The following is a 21,454-nucleotide window of genomic DNA, read 5'->3' on the forward strand; positions in this document are numbered from 1 at the left end:
ATCATTGATATGAAATGCACAGTTCTTTCAGTTGCTGTAAGCGGTTGAGCAAGTTGTATGGAAAGTTATCCGGGCAAAGCCTTGCTTGCGATGTGGCATCGTTGCGGCGCCACGGTTGCTGCGTTTGGTACGTGAGGTGTGCCGCGCTGAACAGCGAAGTTCAAACCTGGCGAGAGAAAGCTAATACAGGGCAAAAGCATTTAACAAGTTTATTTTCAATTATTTCAGGTTGGCTTTTTTTCAAGTATGAGAGTTGCCGATAAAACTATTAAGCTGAGTTTTATTTGGGCGTAGTTACTCCTTTCGGCTAATAACGGCCAAAATTGAAAACAAGAGTGAATGCCTCACTCGAAGCAACTTTTTAACTAAGGAGATTGGTTGAATTCATAGGGGCGAAAGTTGGCCTGGACCGGCGCCATGACTTCCTGTTTCCCGTGACAAGGCTCCTTCCGTAGGTTCCTGTTGCGGGGACTGTGCCGTCAGGGCGGCGCGTCCCCGTTCTGTAGGGGTGGCGCTGGAAGAGTGCGGGTAAATTGCCGTCACGGCTATTACCGATTGGTCATCGGCGGGCAGCAGAAATGCGTCGGCAGGGCCGGGGCGGGCACCAGCGGGCACGCCGATCCGCTGCCAGAGCCGGCAGCAGAGCGGTCGCGAAGATTTGTAAGGGGATTATTCGACGTGCGAGATATCAGCGCGCGGTGTGGCGCTTCTGTGCCGCGGGAGTCGCGAGGTAGCGGGTGATGACCTCGACGCCACGGTTGAGGTGCTGCTCAAGCATTTCGAGTGAGCGCGGGATGTCTCGCTCGATCACGGCCTGAAGCATGGCGCGATGGTCGTCCTGAGACAGCTTGCCCAGGCCCATGGCTTCCAGATTGAACCGCAGAAAACGTTCTTCTTCGTTCAGGCCGTCCTCCACCAGGCGCAGCAGTCGCTGGTTGGGCGCCTTGCTGTACAGAGCCATGTGGAACAGGCGGTTGAGGCGGCCAATCTCGTTGTAGTCGTGCTGCGCTTCCAGCTCATCGATGTAGCCGGCGGCGAGTTGATGCTCGGCCTCAGTCAGCAACGGAATGGACTGCCGCATTGCCTCGGATTCGAGCAGAATGCGCAACTCGTAGGTTTCAGCGGCATCGCCCTGGATCAGTGGAGCAACCACGGCGCCTTTGTGCGTGGTGACGCTGAGCAACTCCTGCGCTTCGAGCTGGCGCAAGGCTTCGCGTACCGGCATGCGGCTGACCCCGAACAGATCGGCCAGATCCTGCTGGCGCAGCGCAGTGCCACACGGCAGGCGGCCATCGAGAATGGCCGAGCGCAGGGTTTCTTCAATCACCGACCGGGCCAGATGCGCAGGAATCGGTCCTTCGACTTTGATGCTGTGCAGCGGTTTGGGCTTCTGAGTCACGACAACACACCCTGTAGGTCGTAATATTTGGATCCAAATGACACTAGTGATTGCTCTACAGGTTGTCAAACCTTGTAAAACAAAGCGCTGCAATCTCAAGTCTAGCGTGTCTTCGATGATCTCACGGTGCCATTGTTTTTTGCCGGGCTAAGCTTCACCATCAAACGCTTCCTTTCTGTCCTTCTGGAAACCTGCAGTGGCGGTACGTTTCGCGATCCCTCGGACCTTGCGCTGGCTTGGCTGCGCATTGCTGCTGGCCGGTGTCATGCTGGGCGGTCTGCACGCCGATTGGGATTTTTCCGCGATCAGCCGCAAGGCCACGGCTCTTTATGGGCCGTTGGGCGCCGGGCAGCAGCGCATCGACGCCTGGCAGAATCTGCTGGCGACGCAGAAGCAGGCCAGTGAGATGGACAAGCTCAAAGTGGTGAACCTGTTTTTCAACAAGCAGGTGCGTTACGTCGAAGACATCGATCTGTGGCGCGAAGTGGATTATTGGGAAACCCCTATCGAAGCGCTGTGGAAGGGCGCCGGCGACTGCGAAGACTACGCCATCGCCAAGTATTTCAGCCTGCGCCATCTGGGCGTTTCCAGTGACAAGCTGCGCATCACCTACGTCAAGGCGCTGCGCCAGAACCGCGCGCACATGGTGTTGACGTACTATGCGACCCCCGATGCCATGCCGCTGGTGCTCGACAGCCTGATCGATCCGATCCAGCCGGCGTCGCAGCGGACCGATTTGCTGCCGGTCTACTCTTTCAATGCCGAAGGTCTGTATCTGCCCGGCGCCAAGGGTAATAAAAAGGTCGGCGACACCAAACGCCTGTCGCGCTGGCAGGATGTGCTGAAAAAAATGCAGGCCGAAGGTTTCCCGGTCGAGACGACTAACTAGGAGCACGCGCTCAGATGTCTTTGTTCAAACAGCTGTTGATCGCTATCTGTCTGTTCCTGGTCGTGGCCTTCACCGGCAGCTTCATGGTCAGCCTGGAGAGCTCGCGCACCCAGTACGTCAACCAGTTGCGCTCCCACGCACAGGACGCGGCGACGGCGCTGGCATTGTCGCTGACGCCGAATATCGACGACCCGGCGATGGTCGAGCTGCTGGTCAGTTCGATTTTCGACAGCGGTTATTACGCGAGCATCCGCGTGGTCGACGTGAAGACCGAGCAGACCATTGTCGAGCGCAGCGGTACCCCGGCGGTGAGCAACGTGCCGGACTGGTTCGTCAGATTGATCGGCCTCGAACCAGCGGGTGGCGATGCGCTGGTCAGCCGTGGCTGGGAGCAGGCGGCGCGGGTCGAGGTGGTCAGCCATCCAATGTTCGCCGTGGCCAAGCTATGGCAGAGCGCACTGGGCAGCCTTGGCTGGTTGCTGATCTGCGGCGCACTGAGCGCGGTGCTCGGCGCGCTGTTGCTGCGTCGGCAGTTGAAGCCGCTCGATTACATGGTCCAGCAGTCCCATGCGATTGCCCGCCGCGAGTTTCTCAGCCTGCCGGATCTGCCGCGCACGCCTGAATTGCGTCGCGTGGTGCAGGCAATGAATCAGATGGTCGAGAAGCTCAAGACGCTGTTCCAGGAGCAGGCCGAGCGCAGTGAAAAACTGCGTACCGAGTCCTATCAGGACAACCTCACCGGCCTGGCCAACCGCCGCTATTTCGAGATGCAGTTGAACAACCGCGTGAGCAATCCGGAACAGGCCAGTTCCGGTTACCTGCTGCTGTTGCGGGTCAAGGACCTGGCCGGACTCAACCAGCGTCTCGGCGGCCAGCGTACCGACCAGTTGCTCAAGGCCGTCGGCGAGCAACTGACCCGCGAGTGCGCCAGATATCCACAAACCCAGGATCTGGTGACGCGCATTCGCGGCGGTGAATTCGCCGTGCTGGCGCCGGGGCTAGTGCGCGAGGAAGCGTTGCAGCTGGCGCAGAATCTCGACAATGCCTTGAGCAGCCTGCATGCCACCGGCGCGACCGATGTGCCGGCGGTGGCTTCGATCGGGCTGGCGCCGTTCGCTCACGGTGACTCGCCGCAAGCGGTGCTGACACTGGGCGATCAGGCACTTGCGCAGGCCGAAGGCCAAGGCGAGCAGAATTGGGCGTGCATCGATCAGAGTCTGGTGGCGGAGGTCGGCGATGATCATCACGCTTGGCATCGACTGCTGGATCAAGCGTTGAGTCAGCAGCGTTTCGAGCTGTACTTCCAGCCGGTGGTCGCCGCGCAGGACACGCAGCTGGTGCTGCATTACAAGGTGCTGTCGCGCCTGCTCGACGAGCAGGGCCAGACCATCCCCGCCGGGCGCTTCCTGCCATGGCTGGAGCGCTTCGGCTGGACCGCACGGCTTGACCGGCTGATGCTCGAACGCGTGCTCGAGCAGATGAAAGGGCACGAGGATCCGCTGGCGCTGAACCTGTCCTCGGCAACGCTGGCCGATCCGCAGGCGTTGAACAAAGTCTTCGAAATTCTGCGCGCGCATTCCAATCTTGGCGCGCGGCTGACTCTGGAAATCGGTGAGGAGCAATTGCCTGAACAGGCATTGCTGGAGCAGTTGACCCGACGCCTGCGCGAGCTCGGTTTCTCGCTGAGCCTGCAGCGCTTCGGCGGGCGCTTCAGCATGATCGGCAACCTGGCGCGGCTGGGCCTGGCGTACTTGAAGATCGATGGCAGCTACATTCGCGCGATCGATCAGGAGAGCGACAAGCGTCTGTTCATCGAAGCGATCCAGCGCGCGGCGCACAGCATCGATTTGCCGCTGATTGCCGAACGGGTCGAGACCGAAGGGGAGCTGTCAGTGATTCGGGAGATGGGCTTGTATGGCGTGCAGGGGCAGTTGCTCGGTGAGCCGAAGCCTTGGGGGTGAGCCAAGAAGCGCCCTCACCCTAACCCTCTCCCAGAGGGAGAGGGGACTGGCCGTGGGATATTTACGAGATACGCCGACGTGCAAGAGCTCCACTGAATCCTAAATCGACTCGATCTCTCAGGTCGATGGATAGCGCAAGACACCTCGATCGGCCCCCTCTCCCTCCGGGAGAGGGCCGGGGTGAGGGTGAGCTTTGGATCTTGGCAGGATCAGATCAACCCGCCCTCATCCTCATCGATCAACTGGCTCAACCCGCCCAGCGCTTCACGCGCCTGGGTGCGGTCCATCAGTTTGGCCTGGGCCGCCGCTGGCAGGTCGGTGACGCGGATCACGCCTTTCTGGGTCAGCACCTGAATCAGGTCGTCGAGTACCCGAATCATTTCAAAGTCGCTCTGCTTGAGCTGTTTGAGGCTGTTTTCCACGGCTTCGTTGGCGTACCACGCCTGAATTTCATGGTTATCGGCGGGCAGCGTTTCCGTGGCCTCGGCGTACGCCGCAGCTTCCACGCGAATCAACTGGCCTTGCGCATCGCGTTGCACGTAAAACATTGAGCATCCCTCACAAATGAACAGCGTCATGCTGTCAGCAGCATAGCCAACTGCGCGCCAGTATGCGGGGCGACGATCAAATCGTCACCGCTGCATTGCCCGCAAACGCGACGGCCGCCCCACAGGAGGCGGCCGTCGTTGTTTCAGCCTCAGCTGTTGTTGTGATCGACCTTGATGGTCGGGTCGCTGCCGGCAATCAGGTTGTGCAGATTGGCGCTCGCCCAGTTGTTGCCTTCCAGTTTTATCGTCACGTCCGGCGTGGCCGCAGCGGTATCGCCCGAGTTGAATTTGCCCGCCGAGCTGACTTGCAGCGACGACGTGCCATCCACTGTGGTGATTTTCAGGAAGTTGTCGATCGTGCTGCCGGTCTCGCCCTGCAACAGGTCGCGCAGGTCGATGCGGTCGCCTTCGCTGGCTTTGAAATCCTTGATCACGTCGTTACCGGTGTCGCCCGATTTCCAGACGAAGGTGTCGCCACCGGAACCGCCAATCAGGATGTCATTGCCCTGACCGCCGATCAGCGTGTCGTTGCCGGTGCCGCCGAGCAGGATGTCATTGCCTTTGCCGCCGTCGAGCAGATCGGTGCCGCCCGAGCCGAACAGGATGTCATTGCCTGCGCCACCGAGCAGCGTGTCGTTGCCATCGTGCGCGCCGGACACATCGAACGCCTGATAGTGCTCGGTGATGTACTGGTGCACATTACTGGTGCTGACTTTGCTGACGTCGACACCGGTTTCTTTGGCGACGAACGCCTGCATCGCCTGGTAACCCTCGCCGGCAATGCCGTTGAAGCTGACCAGATCGCCGAACAGGATGTCGTTGCCTTCGCCACCATTGACGGTGTCGTTACCCGGCATCGTCGCTTCGGTATGGCCGATGATCGAGTTGGCCAGATCCTTCGGATCGATGTTGGTTTGCGGCGTTTTGTCCGAGTCGTACGGTTTCAGGTCATCGAGAGTGACGCCGCTGTTCAGGCCAATCGCTTCGACGTTCGACAGACCGTTGAGCAAGGCAAAGCCACTGGCCGAGTTGCTGCTCGTCGACGAGTTGGTGCTGTTACCGGTACCGGCCAGGTTCGACAACTCATAAGTGCCGTCGCCCTGTGCGTGGATGGTGCCCAGGTTACTGCTGCTCCAGCCCCACCATGAACTATAGGTCTGCAGAGTCACGGTGCCGGCGCTGTTGATCGTCAACGCATGGGTATTGTCGATGTAGGTGCTGAAGGTGTCGCCCGGCTTGTAGTTGCTGGTTTTCACCACGTCATCGAGCTTCACGTTGCCGTACAGCGTCGGGTTGGCTTGCTCGCCGCTCTGGTAGTAAGTCGGCTCGCCGTCGGTGATGAAGTACGTAAGGTTCTTCGCCCCGGTGTTGGCCACGGCGTCAGCGCTCTGGAACCAGTTGGCCGTGGTCTTGAACACGTCCTCGTAGTTGGTACCGCCGCCAGAGCCCATCGAGTTCAGCACTGCTTTGAGCAATGTCAGCGCATTCGGGTCGTTGAGATTCACCGACACCGACTTGTTGACCTGGGTATCGAAGTCCACCAGGAAGATGTTCACCGTACCCGAGTTGCTGCCGCCCAGGCTTTGCTTGAGGCTGTTGAACACCGAGGTCAGCGAGTCTTTTGCGGCGTTCAGCGACGAAGTGCTCATGCTGCCCGAGCTGTCGACCATGAACGCGATGTTGTAGTTGGTGCCCGGGACCACGGTCAGGCCGCCGATGTCAGCGACGATGATGTCGTTGGCGTCGGTGCCGGTGACGTTGTCATCACCCGAGGTGGCGGTGACCGCGTTGTACACCGCAGGCACTACCGTAACCGGGATGGTCGCGGTGCTGCTCGCGGAGCCACCGACTTGTTCGGTGGACGTCGAGGTCACGGTCAGGTTGAACTGGCCGTTGTAGTAGGTCGGCGGGGTCACGGTCAGGGAACCGAGGTTCCAGCCGGTGACGTTGGCTTCGCCATTGCTCGCGGTAACGGTGAAGGTATGACCCGCGCCATCGCTGAGCACCGAACCGACCGGTGCACCGCTGATCTTCACGCTCAGGGTTTCCGAGCCGTCGGTGTCGGTCAGCGCGGTGCTGATCGCCGACAGCTTCACCGTGGTGCCTTCGGCGCCGGTGTTGAGCTTGTAGCCGTCGTAATAACCTTCGCCGTTGGTGCCGTGCAGATCGGAGACGGTCACGCCCGAGTTGATCAGATCCTGCACGCCGGTGTAGATCGGCACGCCGGCGTTGCTGAGGTCAATCGGCGTGCTGCCGTTGACCGACAGGTTAACGTCGTAACTGCCCGGGCCGCTCTGGTTGTGGTGGTAGATGTCGAGCGTGTAGTAACCGCTGGTAGTCGGGGTAAACGAACCATTGATCGCACCGCCCGCGCCCCAGGTACCCGACGCCACGTTCTTGCCGCCGATGGTGATCAGCAGGCTGTCATCGGCCACGCCGCTGAAGCTGTAGGTCTTGCCGGCTTCCAGGTAGATCAGGCCAGAGGTCTTCGACGCCGTACCGGCGGCGACACTGCCGTCAGACTGCACGTTGGTGACGTTGCCGCTGGAGTTCGGTTTGCCGGCGGCGTCGATGACGTTTTTCAGGGTGGTCGAGTTCGCTCCGCTGCCGTCAGTGCCCAGACCCGACAGACCGGTCCAGACTTCCTTGATCAGGCCAGTGGATTTAACGCTGTTGTCAGCCACGGCTACGGTCGGCGCATCCGCCACTGGCGTGATGTCGATCTTCACTGTGCCGGTGCTGCCCAGCGCCTGGCCATCGGTAGGCTGGAACTTGATCTGCGCGTAGTCCGCTTGCTTGTTGCCCAGACCGGTGCCGCCGTAACCGTTGGTGCCCGACTCGTTGGCATCCGGCAGGAAGCGCAGCTTGCCGGCGTCGATGTCGGCCTTGCTGAAGGTCTGGTTGTTGGCAACATCCTTCCAGGTCGAGCCCTCCAGATACTGCAGTTTGCCCTCGCCCGGCAGCTGCGTGATCTTGATACCGAGGCTGCTCGCCGGACTATCGACATCGCTGACGCCGAAGGTCGACCAGCCGAGTACCAGCGGCGTGTCTTCGGTGCCGGTGACATTGCTCGGCGCGGCGACCGGTGCATCGTTGACTGCCACCACGTTGACCGTGGTGGTCGCAGTGTTCGAGTAGTTGCCGCCATCGGTCACCGTCACGGTGATGATGCGCGGCACGGTGCTCGGGTTTTCGCTGCTGTTGGTGAAGCTGATGTTCTTGATGGCCTGCATGTAGTCGGCCAGGGTCGCGTTACCCGAGAGGGTCAGGGTCACTGTGCCGTTGGTGCTGTTGGCATTGATGGTGATGCCGTTGACGCTGTTGCCCAGATTCAGCGCATCGCCGTCCTGACGGTTGGTCAGCACCACGGTGGCGCCGGTCAGCATCGTGCTGTCCGGGTCGGTGATGCTGATGTCGGTGTCAGCGATCGACACGCCGGCGCCCGGGGTGTTCTCGGTGAACGTCACTTTGTAATCGGCACCGGTCGCGCCGCTGGAGTTGTTGGCGTCCAGATCGAGCACCGGTGGTGCATCGTTGTCGATGATCGAGGTGCTGACGCTGCCATTGGTGCTGCTGACCGCGAGGTTCTCGAAGTTGCCGCCGGTAGCCGAATCGATCTTGACCACGAAGTTCTCGGTGCCTTCGGTGATCTTGTCATCGAGGGTGGCGACGTTGAACTGCGCGCTGCTGGCGCCCGCCGGGATCTTCACGGTGTACACACCAGTGAAGTCCGAACCGTCGGCAGCAGTGCCGCTGTAGACGATTTTCAGGGTCACTTCGGTCTGCGCCGGGTGATTGAGGCTGACGGTGTAGCTGGCGGTCTGGCCTTCGGTCACCGAGCTGCTGCCAGTGATGCTGACGGTGGTGGTGTCGACGGTGTCGGTGACGCTGGTCACCGCTGGCGTGGTGCTGGATACCAGTTTTTCGAAGCTGCCACCGGTGGCGCTGCTGATGGTCGCCTGCACGGTGCCGGCATCTTTGTAGACGTCGTCAGCTGGCGCTGGAACGTTCACGGTGCCGGTGGTTTCGCCCGCTTTGATGGTGATCACGGCGCCGTTCGACAAGGTCACGGTCACTGGTGAGCCAGCGGCGTTGGTCAGTGTAGCGGTGTAAGTGATCTGGCCACCTTCAGTCACGGAACCGGTCGCGCTCAGCGACAGGTTGGTGGTGTCGACGGTGTCGGTCACGTTGGTGCTGACCGGGGTCTTGTCGGCGACGAGATTCTCGAAATTGCCGCCGCTGACGTTGGTGATCGAGTTGGTCAGCGGAGCGTTGCCGGTCAGCGCATCGTTCGGTGCGACGGCGGTTACGGTGCCGGTGGTCTGGCCGACCGCGATGGTGATGTTCTGGCCGTTGGCCAACGTCACGACAACTGGCGAACCGGTGACGGGTGCGCCGACGGTTGCGGTGTAGACGACGTTGCCGCCTTCGGCCGCTGTGGCGGTTGCACTCAGTTTTACGGTGGTGGTGTCGATGGTGTCCGTAACGCTGGTGACGGCAGGTGTGCTGCTGGTTACCAGGTTTTCGAAGTTGCCACCGGTAGCGTTGCTGATCGTGGCCTGAACGGAGCCGGCGTCTTTGTAGACGTCATCGGACGGGGCCGCAACGGTTGCGGTGCCGGTGGTTTCGCCAGCCTTGATGGTGATCACAGCACCGTTCGACAGGGTCACGGTTACTGGCGAGCCAGCGGCGTTGGTCAGTGTCGCGGTGTAGGTGATCTGGCCACCTTCGGCCACGGAGCCGGTTGCGCTCAGTGACAGATTGGTGGTGTCGACGGTGTCGGTCACGGTGGTGCTGACCGGAGTTTTGTCCGCCACCAGATCTTCGAAATTGCCGCCGCTCACGCCAGTGATCGAGTTGGTGATCGGAGCATTACCGGCCAACGCATCGTTCGCAGCAACAGCGGTTGCAGTGCCAGTAGTTTGACCGACGCCGATGGTGATGGTCTGGCCGTTGGCCAATGTCACGACGACAGGCGAACCGGTAACCGGAGCGCCGACGGTGGCGGTGTAAGTCACGGTGCCGCCTTCGGCGACCGACGTATCGGCGGTCAGTTTGACGGTCGAGGTATCGATGGTGTCGGTGACTGTCGTCACCGCTGGAGCAGTGCTCGGTACCAGGTTTTCGAAATTGCCACCGGTAGCGCTGGTGATCGTTGCCTGGACGGAACCGGCGTCTTTGTAGACGTCATCGGATGGTGCAGGAACGGTTGCGGTGCCGGTTGTTTCGCCAGCCTTGATGGTGATGACAGCGCCGTTCGACAAGGTCACCGTCACTGGCGAGCCAGCGGCGTTGGTCAAGGTCGCCGTGTAGGTGATCTGGCCACCTTCAGCCACCGAGTTGCTGGCGCTGAGCGAGAGACTGGTGGTGTCGGTAACGTCGGTGACAGAAGTCGAAACTGGAGTTTTGTCCGCAACCAGATCTTCGAAATTGCCGCCGCTGACGTTGGTGATCGAGTTGGTGATCGGCGCATTACCGGCCAACGCATCGTTCGCAGCAACAGCGGTTGCGGTGCCAGTAGTCTGACCGACGCCGATGGTGATGGTCTGACCGTTGGCCAGGGTCACGACCACAGGCGAACCGGTAACTGGCGCACCAACGGTGGCGGTGTAAGTCACAGTGCCGCCTTCAGCCACCGACGTATCAGCGGTCAGTTTGACGGTCGAGGTGTCGATGGTGTCGGTGACAGACGTCACGACCGGAGCAGTGCTCGGAACGAGGTTCTCGAAATTGCCGCCGGTGGCGCTGGTGATCGTTGCCTGGACGGAGCCGGCGTCTTTGTAGACGTCGTCAGCTGGCGCTGGAACGTTCACGGTGCCGGTGGTCTTGCCGGCGTCGATGGTGATCACGGCGCCGTTCGACAAGGTCACGGTCACTGGTGAGCCAGCAGCATTTGTCAGTGTCGCGGTGTAAGTGATCTGGCCACCTTCAGCCACCGAGTTGCTGGCGCTGAGCGACAGATTGGTGGTGTCGGCAACATCCGTAACAGTGGTCGAAACCGGTGTTTTATCCGCAACCAAATCTTCGAAGTTGCCACCGGTTACGCCAGTGATCGAGTTGGTGATCGGAGCGTTGCCCGTCAGCGCATCATTCGGAGCAACAGCGGTTGCAGTGCCAGTAGTCTGGCCAACGCCGATGGTGATGGTCTGGCCGTTGGCCAATGTCACGACGACAGGAGAACCGGTAACTGGCGCACCGACGGTTGCGGTGTAAGTCACGGTGCCGCCTTCGGCCACCGACGTATCGGCGGTCAGTTTGACGGTCGACGTGTCGATGGTATCAGTGACCTGAGTGACCGCTGGAGTGGTGCTCGGCACGAGATTTTCGAAGTTACCGCCGGTGGCGCTGGTGATCGTTGCCTGAACGGAACCGGCATCTTTGTAGACGTCGTCGGACGGTGCAGGAACAGTTGCGGTGCCGGTGGTTTCGCCTGCTTTGATAGTGATCACGGCGCCGTTCGACAACGTGACTGTCACAGGCGATCCAGCGGCGTTGGTCAAGGTCGCGGTGTAGGTGATCTGGCCACCTTCAGCCACCGAGTTGCTGGCGCTGAGCGACAGATTGGTGGTGTCGTTGACATCCGTAACAGTGGTCGAAACTGGTGTTTTGTCCGCCACCAGATCTTCGAAGTTGCCACCGGTTACGCCAGTGATCGAGTTGGTGATCGGGGCGTTGCCAGTCAGCGCATCGTTCGCAGCAACAGCGGTTGCGGTGCCAGTAGTCTGACCAACGCCGATGGTGATGGTCTGGCCGTTGGCCAGAGTTACCACAACAGGCGAGCCAGTAACTGGCGCACCAACGGTGGCGGTGTAAGTCACGGTGCCGCCTTCAGCCACCGACGTATCAGCCGTCAGTTTGACGGTCGAAGTATCGATGGTGTCAGTGACCTGAGTGACCGCTGGAGTGGTGCTCGGCACGAGATTTTCGAAGTTACCGCCGGTGGCGCTGGTGATCGTTGCCTGAACGGAACCGGAGTCTTTGTAGACGTCGTCGGACGGTGCCGCAACGGTTGCAGTGCCGGTGGTTTCGCCAGCCTTGATGGTGATGACAGCGCCGTTCGACAAGGTCACGGTCACTGGCGAGCCAGCGGCGTTGGTCAGTGTGGCGGTGTACGTAATTTGACCACCTTCTGCCACCGAATTGCTGGCGCTGAGCGACAGATTTGTCGTGTCGGTAACGTCGGTGACAGAAGTCGAAACCGGAGTTTTGTCGGCAACCAGATCTTCGAAATTGCCACCGGTTACGGCAGTGATCGAGTTGGTGATCGGAGCGTTGCCAGTCAGCGCATCGTTCGCAGCAACAGCAGTTGCAGTGCCAGTAGTCTGACCGACGCCGATGGTGATGGTCTGACCGTTGGCCAGGGTCACGACGACAGGCGAGCCAGTAACTGGCGCACCAACGGTGGCGGTGTAAGTCACGGTGCCGCCTTCAGCCACCGACGTATCAGCCGCCAGTTTGACGGTCGAAGTATCGATGGTGTCAGTGACCTGAGTGACCGCTGGAGTGGTGCTCGGCACGAGATTTTCGAAGTTACCGCCGGTGGCGCTGGTGATCGTTGCCTGAACGGAACCGGAGTCTTTGTAGACGTCGTCGGACGGTGCCGCAACGGTTGCAGTGCCGGTGGTTTCGCCAGCCTTGATGGTGATGACAGCGCCGTTCGACAAGGTCACGGTCACTGGCGAGCCAGCGGCGTTGGTCAGTGTCGCGGTGTAAACAATCGAGCCGCCCTCAGCCACGGAGCCGGTCGCACTCAGAGACAGGTTGGTGGTGTCGGCAACGTCGGTGACAGAAGTCGAGACAGGTGTTTTGTCCGCAACCAGATCTTCGAAGTTGCCGCCGGTCACGCCAGTGATCGAGTTGGTCAGTGGAGCATTACCAGCCAACGCATCATTCGGCGCGGTGAAAGTCGCAGTCCCGGAAGTCTGGCCAACAGCGATAGTGATGTTCTGACCATTGGCCAGAGTCACAACCACAGGCGAGCCGGTGACTGGCGCACCAACGGTGGCGGTGTAAGTCACGGTGCCGCCTTCAGCCACCGACGTATCAGCTGTCAGTTTGACGGTCGAAGTATCGATGGTGTCAGTGACCTGAGTGACCGCTGGCGTGGTGCTCGGCACGAGATTTTCGAAGTTGCCACCGGTAGCGCTGGTGATCGTCGCTTGAACGGAACCGGCATCTTTGTAAACGTCATCGGACGGTGCCGCAACGGTTGCAGTGCCGGTTGTTTCGCCAGCCTTGATGGTGATCACGGCGCCGTTCGACAAAGTCACGGTCACTGGTGAGCCAGCAGCATTGGTCAATGTCGCGGTGTAGGTGATCTGGCCACCTTCAGCCACCGAGTTGCTGGCGCTGAGCGACAGATTGGTGGTGTCGTTGACATCCGTAACAGTGGTCGAAACTGGTGTTTTGTCCGCCACCAGATCTTCGAAGTTGCCACCGGTTACGCCAGTGATCGAGTTGGTGATCGGAGCATTACCTGCCAACGCATCGTTCGCAGCAACAGCAGTTGCAGTGCCAGTAGTCTGACCGACACCGATGGTGATGGTCTGGCCGTTAGCCAATGTCACGACGACAGGAGAACCGGTAACTGGCGCACCAACCGTGGCGGTGTAAGTCACGGTGCCGCCTTCAGCCACCGAAGTATCGGCGGTCAGTTTGACCGTCGAAGTGTCGATGGTGTCGGTGACAGACGTCACGGCCGGAGCAGTGCTCGGAACGAGGTTCTCGAAATTGCCGCCGGTGGCGCTGGTGATCGTTGCCTGGACGGAGCCGGCGTCTTTGTAGACGTCATCGGACGGGGCCGCAACGGTTGCGGTGCCGGTGGTTTCGCCAGCCTTGATGGTGATGACAGCGCCGTTCGACAAGGTCACGGTCACTGGCGAGCCAGCAGCGTTGGTCAATGTCGCGGTGTAAATGATCTGACCACCTTCGGCCACCGAGTTGCTGGCGCTGAGCGACAGATTGGTGGTGTCGTTGACATCCGTAACAGTGGTCGAAACTGGTGTTTTGTCCGCCACCAAATCTTCGAAGTTGCCACCGGTTACGCCAGTGATCGAGTTCGTGATCGGCGCGTTGCCAGTCAGCGCATCGTTCGCAGCAACAGCGGTTGCGGTGCCAGTAGTCTGACCAACGCCGATGGTGATGGTCTGACCGTTGGCCAGGGTCACGACCACAGGCGAGCCAGTCACTGGTGCACCAACGGTGGCGGTGTAAGTCACGGTGCCGCCTTCAGCCACCGATGTATCGGCGGTCAGTTTGACCGTCGAAGTATCGATGGTATCGGTGACATTCGTCACCGCTGGAACCGCGCTTGGCACCAGGTTCTCGAAGTTGCCGCCGGTCGCACCCTCGATGGTGACTTCGACTTTGCCGGCATCTTTATAGACGTCGTCTTTCGGTGCATCGACGGTCACGGTGCCGGTGGTTTTGCCAGCGTCGATAGTGATCGTGGCGCCGTTCGACAGGGTCACGGTCACCGGTGTGCCGGCCGGGTTGGTCAGGGTTGCGGTGTAGGTGATCTGGCCGCCTTCGGCGACCGAATCGCTGGCGGTCAGGTTCAGGTTGGTGGTGTCGGTGGTGTCGGAAACCACGGTGTCGGCGGACTTGCCGTCGACCACCAGTTTTTCGTAGTTGCCACCGGTGGCGCCATCAATGGTCACGCTCAGCGAGCTGCCGCCCGCCAATGGGCTGTTCGGCGCGACGTAGTTGACGCTGCCGGTGGTTTCGCCAACGGCGATGGTGATGGTCTGACCGTTGGACAGGCTCACGATCACCGGCGAACCGGTCACTGGCGCGCCCACGGTGGCGGTGTAAACCACGGTTTCGCCTTCGGCAACGTTCGCAGTGGCGCTCAGCGACACGGTGGTGGTGTCGATGGTGTCGTTGACCGTGGTCACCACCGGCTCTTTGCTGGCGACGAGGTTTTCGAAGTTGCCGCCGGTTGCGCTCTGGATGGTCGCTTCAACGCTGCCGGCGTCTTTATAGACGTCGTCTTTCGGTGCATCGACGGTCACGGTGCCGGTGGTCTTGCCGGCCTCGATGAGGATAGTCGCACCGTTCGACAGGGTCACGGTGACCGGTGTGCCAGCGGCGTTGCTCAAAGTCGCGGTGTAGGTAATCTGGCCGCCTTCGTTCACCGCGCCGGTCGCGCTGAGCGACAGGTTGGTGGTGTCGACGGTGTCGGTCACGGTGGTGCTGACCGGGGTCTGGTCGGCGACCAGATTTTCGAAATTACCGCCGCTGACGTTGGTGATCGAGTTGGTCAGCGGCGCGTGGCCGGCGAGGACGTCGTTCGGCGCGGTGGTGCTCACGCTGCCGCTGGTCTTGCCGACTTCGATAGTGATGTTCTGACCGTTGGCCAGGGTGACGACCACAGGCGAACCGGTGACCGGCGCGCCGACGGTGGCGGTGTAGGTGACGGTGCCGCCTTCGGCTGCGGTTTCGGTGGCGGTCAGTTTGACCGTCGAGGTGTCGACGGTGTCGGTGACATCGGTAACCGCTGGCGTGGTGCTTGGCACCAGGTTTTCGAAGTTGCCGCCGATGGCGTCCTTGATCGTGACTTCGACTTTGCCGGCGTCTTTGTAGACGTCATCGGCAGGTGCCGGAACGGTGACGGTGCCGCTGGTTTTGCCGGCCTCGATGGTGATCACCGCGCCGTTGCTCAGGCTCACGGTCACTGGCGTGCCGGCCGGGTTGCTCAGGGTTGCGGTGTAGACAATCGAACCTCCCTCGGCCACAGAGCCGGTCGCGGACAGCGACAGGTTGGTGGTGTCGGCGACGTCGGTTACCGAGGTCACCGCCGGGGTCTGGTCGGCGACGAGATTTTCGTAATTGCCACCACTGGCGCCGTCGATTTTCACGCTCAGGGTGTTGCCGCCGGCCTGTGCATCGTTCGGCGCGGTGAAGTTGACGCTGGCGCTGCTGGCGCCGACCGGAATGGTGATGGTCTGGCCGTTGGACAGGGTCACCACCACTGGCGAACCGGTGACCGGTGCGGTCACGGACGCGGTGTAGACAACCACGCCGCCTTCTACCGCACTGGCGCTGGCGGTCAGCGCAACGGTGCTGTTGTCGATGGTGTCGGTGACATCAGTTACCGCAGGAGTCTTGTCGATCACCAGATTTTCAAAGTTGCCACCGCTGGTCTTGGTGATGCTCGCATCGACCTTGCCGGCGTCCTTGTACACGTCATCGCCAGGCGCGGCGACGGTTGCAGTGCCAGTGCTCGCACCCTTGGCAATGTTGATCACCGCGCCGTTGCTCAGGGTCACGCTCATGGCGGTGCCGGCCGGATTGCTCAGGGTTGCCGTGTAGACGATCGAGCCGCCCTCGGCAACGCTGCCGGTGGCGCTCAGGCTGATGTCGGTGGTGTCGACGGCGTCGGTGACTTTGGTCACCACAGCCGAACGATCGGCCTCGACGCGCTCGAAATTGCCGCCGCTGTGGCTGGCGATCGCCGTCCGCACGTTGCTGCCATCGATGTACGGCGTATTGGCGGGCGCCGGGAAATTCACCGAACCGCTGGTAGCTCCGGCAGCGATGTTGATCACCGCGCCGTTGGCCAGGGTTACGGTCATCGCAGTGCCGGCCGGGTTGCTCAGGGTCGCGGTGTAGGTGATCTGGCCACCTTCGCTGACGGTATCGCTGGCGGTCAGGGTCAGTGCGGTTGTGTCGACGGTGTCGTTGACCGTGGTGCTGACCGGAGTCTTGCTGACGTCGAGTTTCTCGAAGTTGCCACCGCTGGCATCGGTCATGGTCACGGTTAGCTTGCTGACGTCCTTGTAGACGTCATCGCTCGGTGCGGCAATCGTCACCGAACCGCTGGTCTTGCCGGCTTCGATGGTGATGGTCTGGCCATTGCTCAGATTGACGGTTACCGGCGTTTGCGCGGCGTTGGTCAGCGTGGCGGTGTAAGTGATCGAAGAGCCTTCGAGCACATAGCTTTCTGCGCTGAGGGTCAGGTGCGTGGTGTTGACCGTGTCGGCAACGTTGGTCACCGCAGGCGTAGTGCTCGGCACCAGATTTTCGAAGTTGCCGCCGGTGGCGTCCTTGATGGTGACTTCGACTTTGCCGGCGTCTTTGTAGACGTCATCGGCAGGTGCCGGAACGGTCACGGTGCCGGTGGTCTTGCCGGCTTCAATGGTGATGACCGAACCGTTGCTCAGGTTGACGGTAACCGGCGTACCGGCCGGGTTGCTCAGCGTCGCGGTGTAGGTGATCTGCCCGCCTTCATTGACGTTGCCGGTGGCAGTCAGCGCGACGCTGGTGGTGTCGACGGTGTCGGTCACGGTGGTGCTGACCGGGGTCTTGTCGGCGACCAGATTTTCGAAGTTGCCGCCGCTGAGGTTGGTGATCGAGTTGGTCAGCGGTGCGTGACCGATCTGCACGTCATTCGATACCGGGGCGGTGACGCTGCCGGTGGTCTGGCCGACGCCGATGGTGATGCTCTGGCCGTTGGCCAGGGTCACGACAACAGGCGAGCCGGTGACGGGCGCCCCGACAGTGGCGGTGTAGGTGACGGTGCCGCCTTCCACGACCGAGGTGTCGGCGGTCAATTTGACCGTCGAGGTGTCGATGGTGTCGGTGACTGTCGTCACGGCTGGAGCACTGCTCGAGACGAGGTTCTCGAAATTGCCGCCGGTGGCACTGGTGATGGTCGCCTGCACGGAGCCGGAGTCTTTGTAAACGTCGTCGGACGGAGCCGGGAAGCTCACATTACCGCTGGTTTCGCCTGCCTGGATGGTGATGACGGCGCCGTTCGACAAGGTCACGGTTACTGGCGAGCCAGCGGCGTTGGTCAATGTCGCGGTGTAGATGATCTGGCCACCTTCTGCCACCGAGTTGCTGGCGCTGAGCGACAGATTGGTGGTGTCGGCAACATCCGTAACAGTGGTCGAAACCGGCGTTTTATCCGCAACCAGACTTTCGAAGTTGCCACCAGTTACGCCAGTGATCGAGTTGGTCAGCGGAGCGTTGCCCGTCAAGGCATCGTTCGGTGCGGTGTAGGTCACGGAGCCAGTGGTCTGGCCGACGGCGATGGTGATGTTCTGGCCGTTAGCCAACGTCACGACCACAGGCGAGCCGGTGACCGGAGCGCCGACGGTGGCGGTGTAAGTCACGGTGCTGCCTTCGGCAACCGAGGTGTCTGCGCTCAGCTTCACCGTCGAGGTATCGACGGTGTCAGTGATTTCGGTCACTGCCGGCGTAGCGTTCGGCACCAGATTTTCGAAATTGCCGCCGGTGGCGTCCTTGATGCTGACTTCGACCTGGCCGGCGTCCTTGTAGACGTCATCGGCAGGCGCTGGAACGGTAACGGTGCCGGTGGTTTTGCCGGCATCAATGGTGATCACCGAGCCGTTGCTCAGGGTCACGGTTACCGGTGTGCCGGCCGGATTCGTCAGCGTGGCGGTGTAGGTGATCTGGCCACCCTCGGCCACAGAGCCGGTGGCGCTGAGACTCAGGCCCGTGTCATCCACCGAGTCGGTAATCGTGGTCACCGCTGGCGTGTTGCTTGGCACCAGATTTTCGAAATTGCCACCGGTAGCGCCAGTGATCGTGGTGCTGACGGTACTGCCATTGTTGTAGACGTCATTGGCCGCAGTCGGCACGTTCACGGTGCCGACGGTTTCGCCGGCAGCAATGGTGATGGTCGAACCGTTGGACAGGGTGACAGTTACCGGTGTTTGTGCCGGGTTGGTCAGTGTCGCGGTGTAGGTGATCTGGCCGCCTTCAACAATGTTGTTGGTCGCGGTCAGGGTCAGGCCGGTGTTGTCGACCGAATCAGTGATCGTAGTAACGGCTGGCGTGGTGTTCGGCACCAGGTTTTCGAAATTGCCACCGGTAGCGCCAGTGATCGTGGTGCTGACGGTGCTGCCATTGTTGTAGACGTCGTTGGCCGCAGTCGGCACGTTGACGGTGCCCACGGTTTCGCCGGCCGCGATGGTGATGGTCGAACCGTTCGACAGGGTGACGGTCACCGGCGTCTGCGCCGGGTTGGTCAGTGTCGCGGTGTAAGTGATTTGACCGCCTTCAACAATGTTATTGGTCGCGGTCAGCGTCAGGCCGGTGTTATCAACCGAATCAGTGATCGTGGTAACGGCAGGCGTGGTGTTCGGCACCAGGTTTTCAAAGTTGCCGCCGGTAGCACTAGTGATCGTGGTGCTGACGGTGCCGCCATTGTTGTAGACGTCGTTGGCCGCAGTCGGCACGTTGACGGTGCCGACGGTCTCACCAGCTGCAATGGTAATGGTCGAGCCGTTCGACAGGGTGACGGTCACCGGCGTCTGCGCTGGATTGGTCAGTGTCGCGGTATAGGTGATCTGACCGCCTTCAACAATGTTGTTGGTCGCGGTCAGCGTCAGGCCGGTGTTGTCGACCGAGTCGGTGATCGTAGTGACTGCTGGCGTGGTGTTCGGCACAAGGTTTTCGAAGTTGCCGCCGGTAGCGCCAGTGATCGTGGTGCTGACGGTGCCGCCATTGTTGTAGACGTCATTGGCCGCAGTCGGCACGTTGACGGTGCCGACGGTCTCGCCAGCGGCAATGGTGATGGTCGAGCCGTTGGACAGCGTGACGGTTACCGGGGTTTGTGCCGGGTTGGTCAACGTCGCGGTGTAAGTGATCTGGCCGCCTTCGACGACGTTATTCGTCGCAGTCAGGGTCAGACCGGTGTTGTCGACCGAATCGGTGATCGTGGTAACGGCAGGTGTGGTGTTTGCCACCAGGTTTTCGAAGTTGCCGCCGGTAGCGCCAGTGATGGTGGTGCTGACGGTGCTGCCGTTGTTGTACACGTCGTTGGCCGCAGTCGGCACGTTGACGGTGCCAACGGTTTCGCCAGCCTCAATGGTGATGGTCGAGCCGTTCGACAGAGTGACGGTCACCGGGGTTTGCGCCGGGTTGGTCAACGTCGCGGTGTAAGTGATCTGGCCACCTTCAACGATGTTGTTGGTCGCAGTCAGGGTCAGGCCAGTGTCATCGACCGAATCGGTGATGGTGGTGACCGCAGGCGTGTTGCTTGGCACCAGGTTTTCAAAGTTGCCGCCGGTAGCCCCAGTGATGGTCGTGCTGACGCTGCCGCCATTGCTGTACACATCATTGGCCGCAGTCGGCACGTTCACGGTGCCGACGGTTTCGCCAGCCGCGATGGTGATGGTCGAACCGTTGGACAGAGTGACGGTTACCGGCGTCTGCGCTGGATTAGTCAGCGTCGCGGTGTAGGTGATCTGACCGCCTTCAACAATGTTGTTGGTCGCAGTCAGGGTCAGGCCGGTGTTGTCGACCGAGTCGGTAATGGTGGTAACGGCTGGCGTCGGGTTCGGCACCAGATTTTCGAAATTACCGCCGGTAGCGCCGGTGATCGTGGCCGTAACGGTGCTGCCGTTGTTATAGACGTCATTCGCTGGGGTCGGCACGTTGACGGTGCCGGTAGTCTGGCCAGCGCCAATGGTAATGGTCGAGCCGTTCGACAGAGTGACGGTTACCGGAGTTTGCGCCGGGTTGGTCAAAGTCGCCGTATAGGTAATCTGACCGCCTTCGGTCACGCTCGAACCAGCCGTCAGCGTGACGGTAGTGGTATCGACGGTGTCTGTCACTTGCGTGGTCGCCGGGATAGTCGGCGGGGTCACGGTGATGCCGTTGCCGCCGCTGGTGCCGGTGACGGTAACGTCGATCTGGCTCGGGTCGTTATAAACGGTGTCGTTCGGCGCCAGCGGCACGTTGACGGTGCCGGTGGTGGCGCCGGCCGGGATGACGATCACTGCGCCATTGGACAGGGTGATGGTCAGGTCGGTCAGCGGCGCCTGGGTCAGGGTCGCGGTATACACCAGCACGCCGCCGGCTTCGGTGATGGTCGGCGTGGCGCTGAGGCTCAGGGTCGAGTCACGCAGCGCGTTGGTGGTGGTGTCGGTGGTCAGGCCGCCGGTGGTGTCCTGCGCGACTTGGCCGGCAGAATTGATGCCCGCCGTCGGAAAGCCAATGGTCGGATCGACGCGGCCAGCGGTGGCGTCGAGCATGACAAAGCTGTGACCACCACCGGCGGCGCCACCGGTACCTGCGGCGGTCGGGCCGGCCGCAGTGGATTCGAGTGCGGTGGTCGGGTCGACACCGGCGGCGATGGCTTGCTGCAGTTCTTCTACAGAAGGCGCAGCCTGCGCCGTGGCTTCGGCCAGGTCAGTGCTGGAGTCAGGCGAGCTGGCGCTCCATTGGGTGTCGCGACCCAGATCGAGCATGCGGCCATCGGCCAGTTCCAGCGACACCGCGCCGGACAGGCCGGTATCGATCTGGTCGCCGACATACAGGCGATCGCCTTCAACGAGTACGCGACGCACGCCCTCTGGGGACACCACGAAAACCTGACCGACAATGCTTTTGACGATGGCAACAACACTGCTCATTGAAGACTCTCCGGGGTGTCACATTCAGTTGACTTCCATGGACCTGACGGGCGTCGGCGCCACTTCAGTCTGGACGTACTTTCTATAAATGGATAACTTATTGACGCTGTATTTCCGTCAATAATCTGGCTATAAATTATCGAGATTAACTTTATGCCAAACTATTGACCTTCTGGGAGCCATCCTAAACAATCGCCCCACTAATGTCACATTGATATTTCCGCGGCGACCTGTCCTTCAGCCTGTCATCCAGTTCCTCTTTTGAACTT

At 61.0% G+C, this 21,454-nt stretch carries 5 protein-coding genes; 2 read left to right on the forward strand and 3 right to left on the reverse strand.

The genetic code is table 11. The annotated features are described in order from the left end of the window. Positions 1-688: 688 nt before the first annotated feature. The gene (locus tag PS14A_RS00055) at positions 689-1,399 is read right to left on the reverse strand and encodes a GntR family transcriptional regulator (RefSeq protein ID WP_137216270.1); all 711 of its coding nucleotides are present in this window, start codon (positions 1,397-1,399) and stop codon (positions 689-691) included. Positions 1,400-1,595: 196 nt separating this feature from the next. Here PS14A_RS00055 and lapG point away from each other — a divergent pair, with 196 nt between their 5' ends. Together lapG and lapD are read left to right on the forward strand one after the other, a co-directional pair. Then, a complete protein-coding gene (gene lapG, locus PS14A_RS00060) occupies positions 1,596-2,288 on the forward strand; it encodes a cysteine protease LapG (protein ID WP_041479715.1) in 693 nt (230 codons plus the stop codon). 14 nt (positions 2,289-2,302) lie between these two features. Continuing rightward, a complete protein-coding gene (lapD, locus tag PS14A_RS00065) occupies positions 2,303-4,249 on the forward strand; it encodes a cyclic di-GMP receptor LapD (protein WP_212614998.1) in 1,947 nt (648 codons plus the stop codon). Positions 4,250-4,458: 209 nt separating this feature from the next. Here the strand turns inward: lapD and PS14A_RS00070 are convergent, their stop codons facing one another. Together PS14A_RS00070 and PS14A_RS00075 are read right to left on the reverse strand one after the other, a co-directional pair. Then, positions 4,459-4,797, reverse strand: a complete 339-nt coding sequence (locus PS14A_RS00070) for a hypothetical protein (RefSeq protein ID WP_016772279.1) — start codon at positions 4,795-4,797, stop codon at positions 4,459-4,461. A gap of 149 nt (positions 4,798-4,946) precedes the next feature. After that, a complete protein-coding gene (locus PS14A_RS00075) occupies positions 4,947-21,185 on the reverse strand; it encodes a LapA family giant adhesin (protein WP_212614999.1) in 16,239 nt (5,412 codons plus the stop codon). Positions 21,186-21,454: the final 269 nt, after the last annotated feature.

The sequence above is a fragment of the Pseudomonas sp. 14A genome, from assembly GCF_018132745.1.
In the GTDB taxonomy this organism is placed as follows: Bacteria; Pseudomonadota; Gammaproteobacteria; order Pseudomonadales; family Pseudomonadaceae; genus Aquipseudomonas; species Aquipseudomonas mercuritolerans.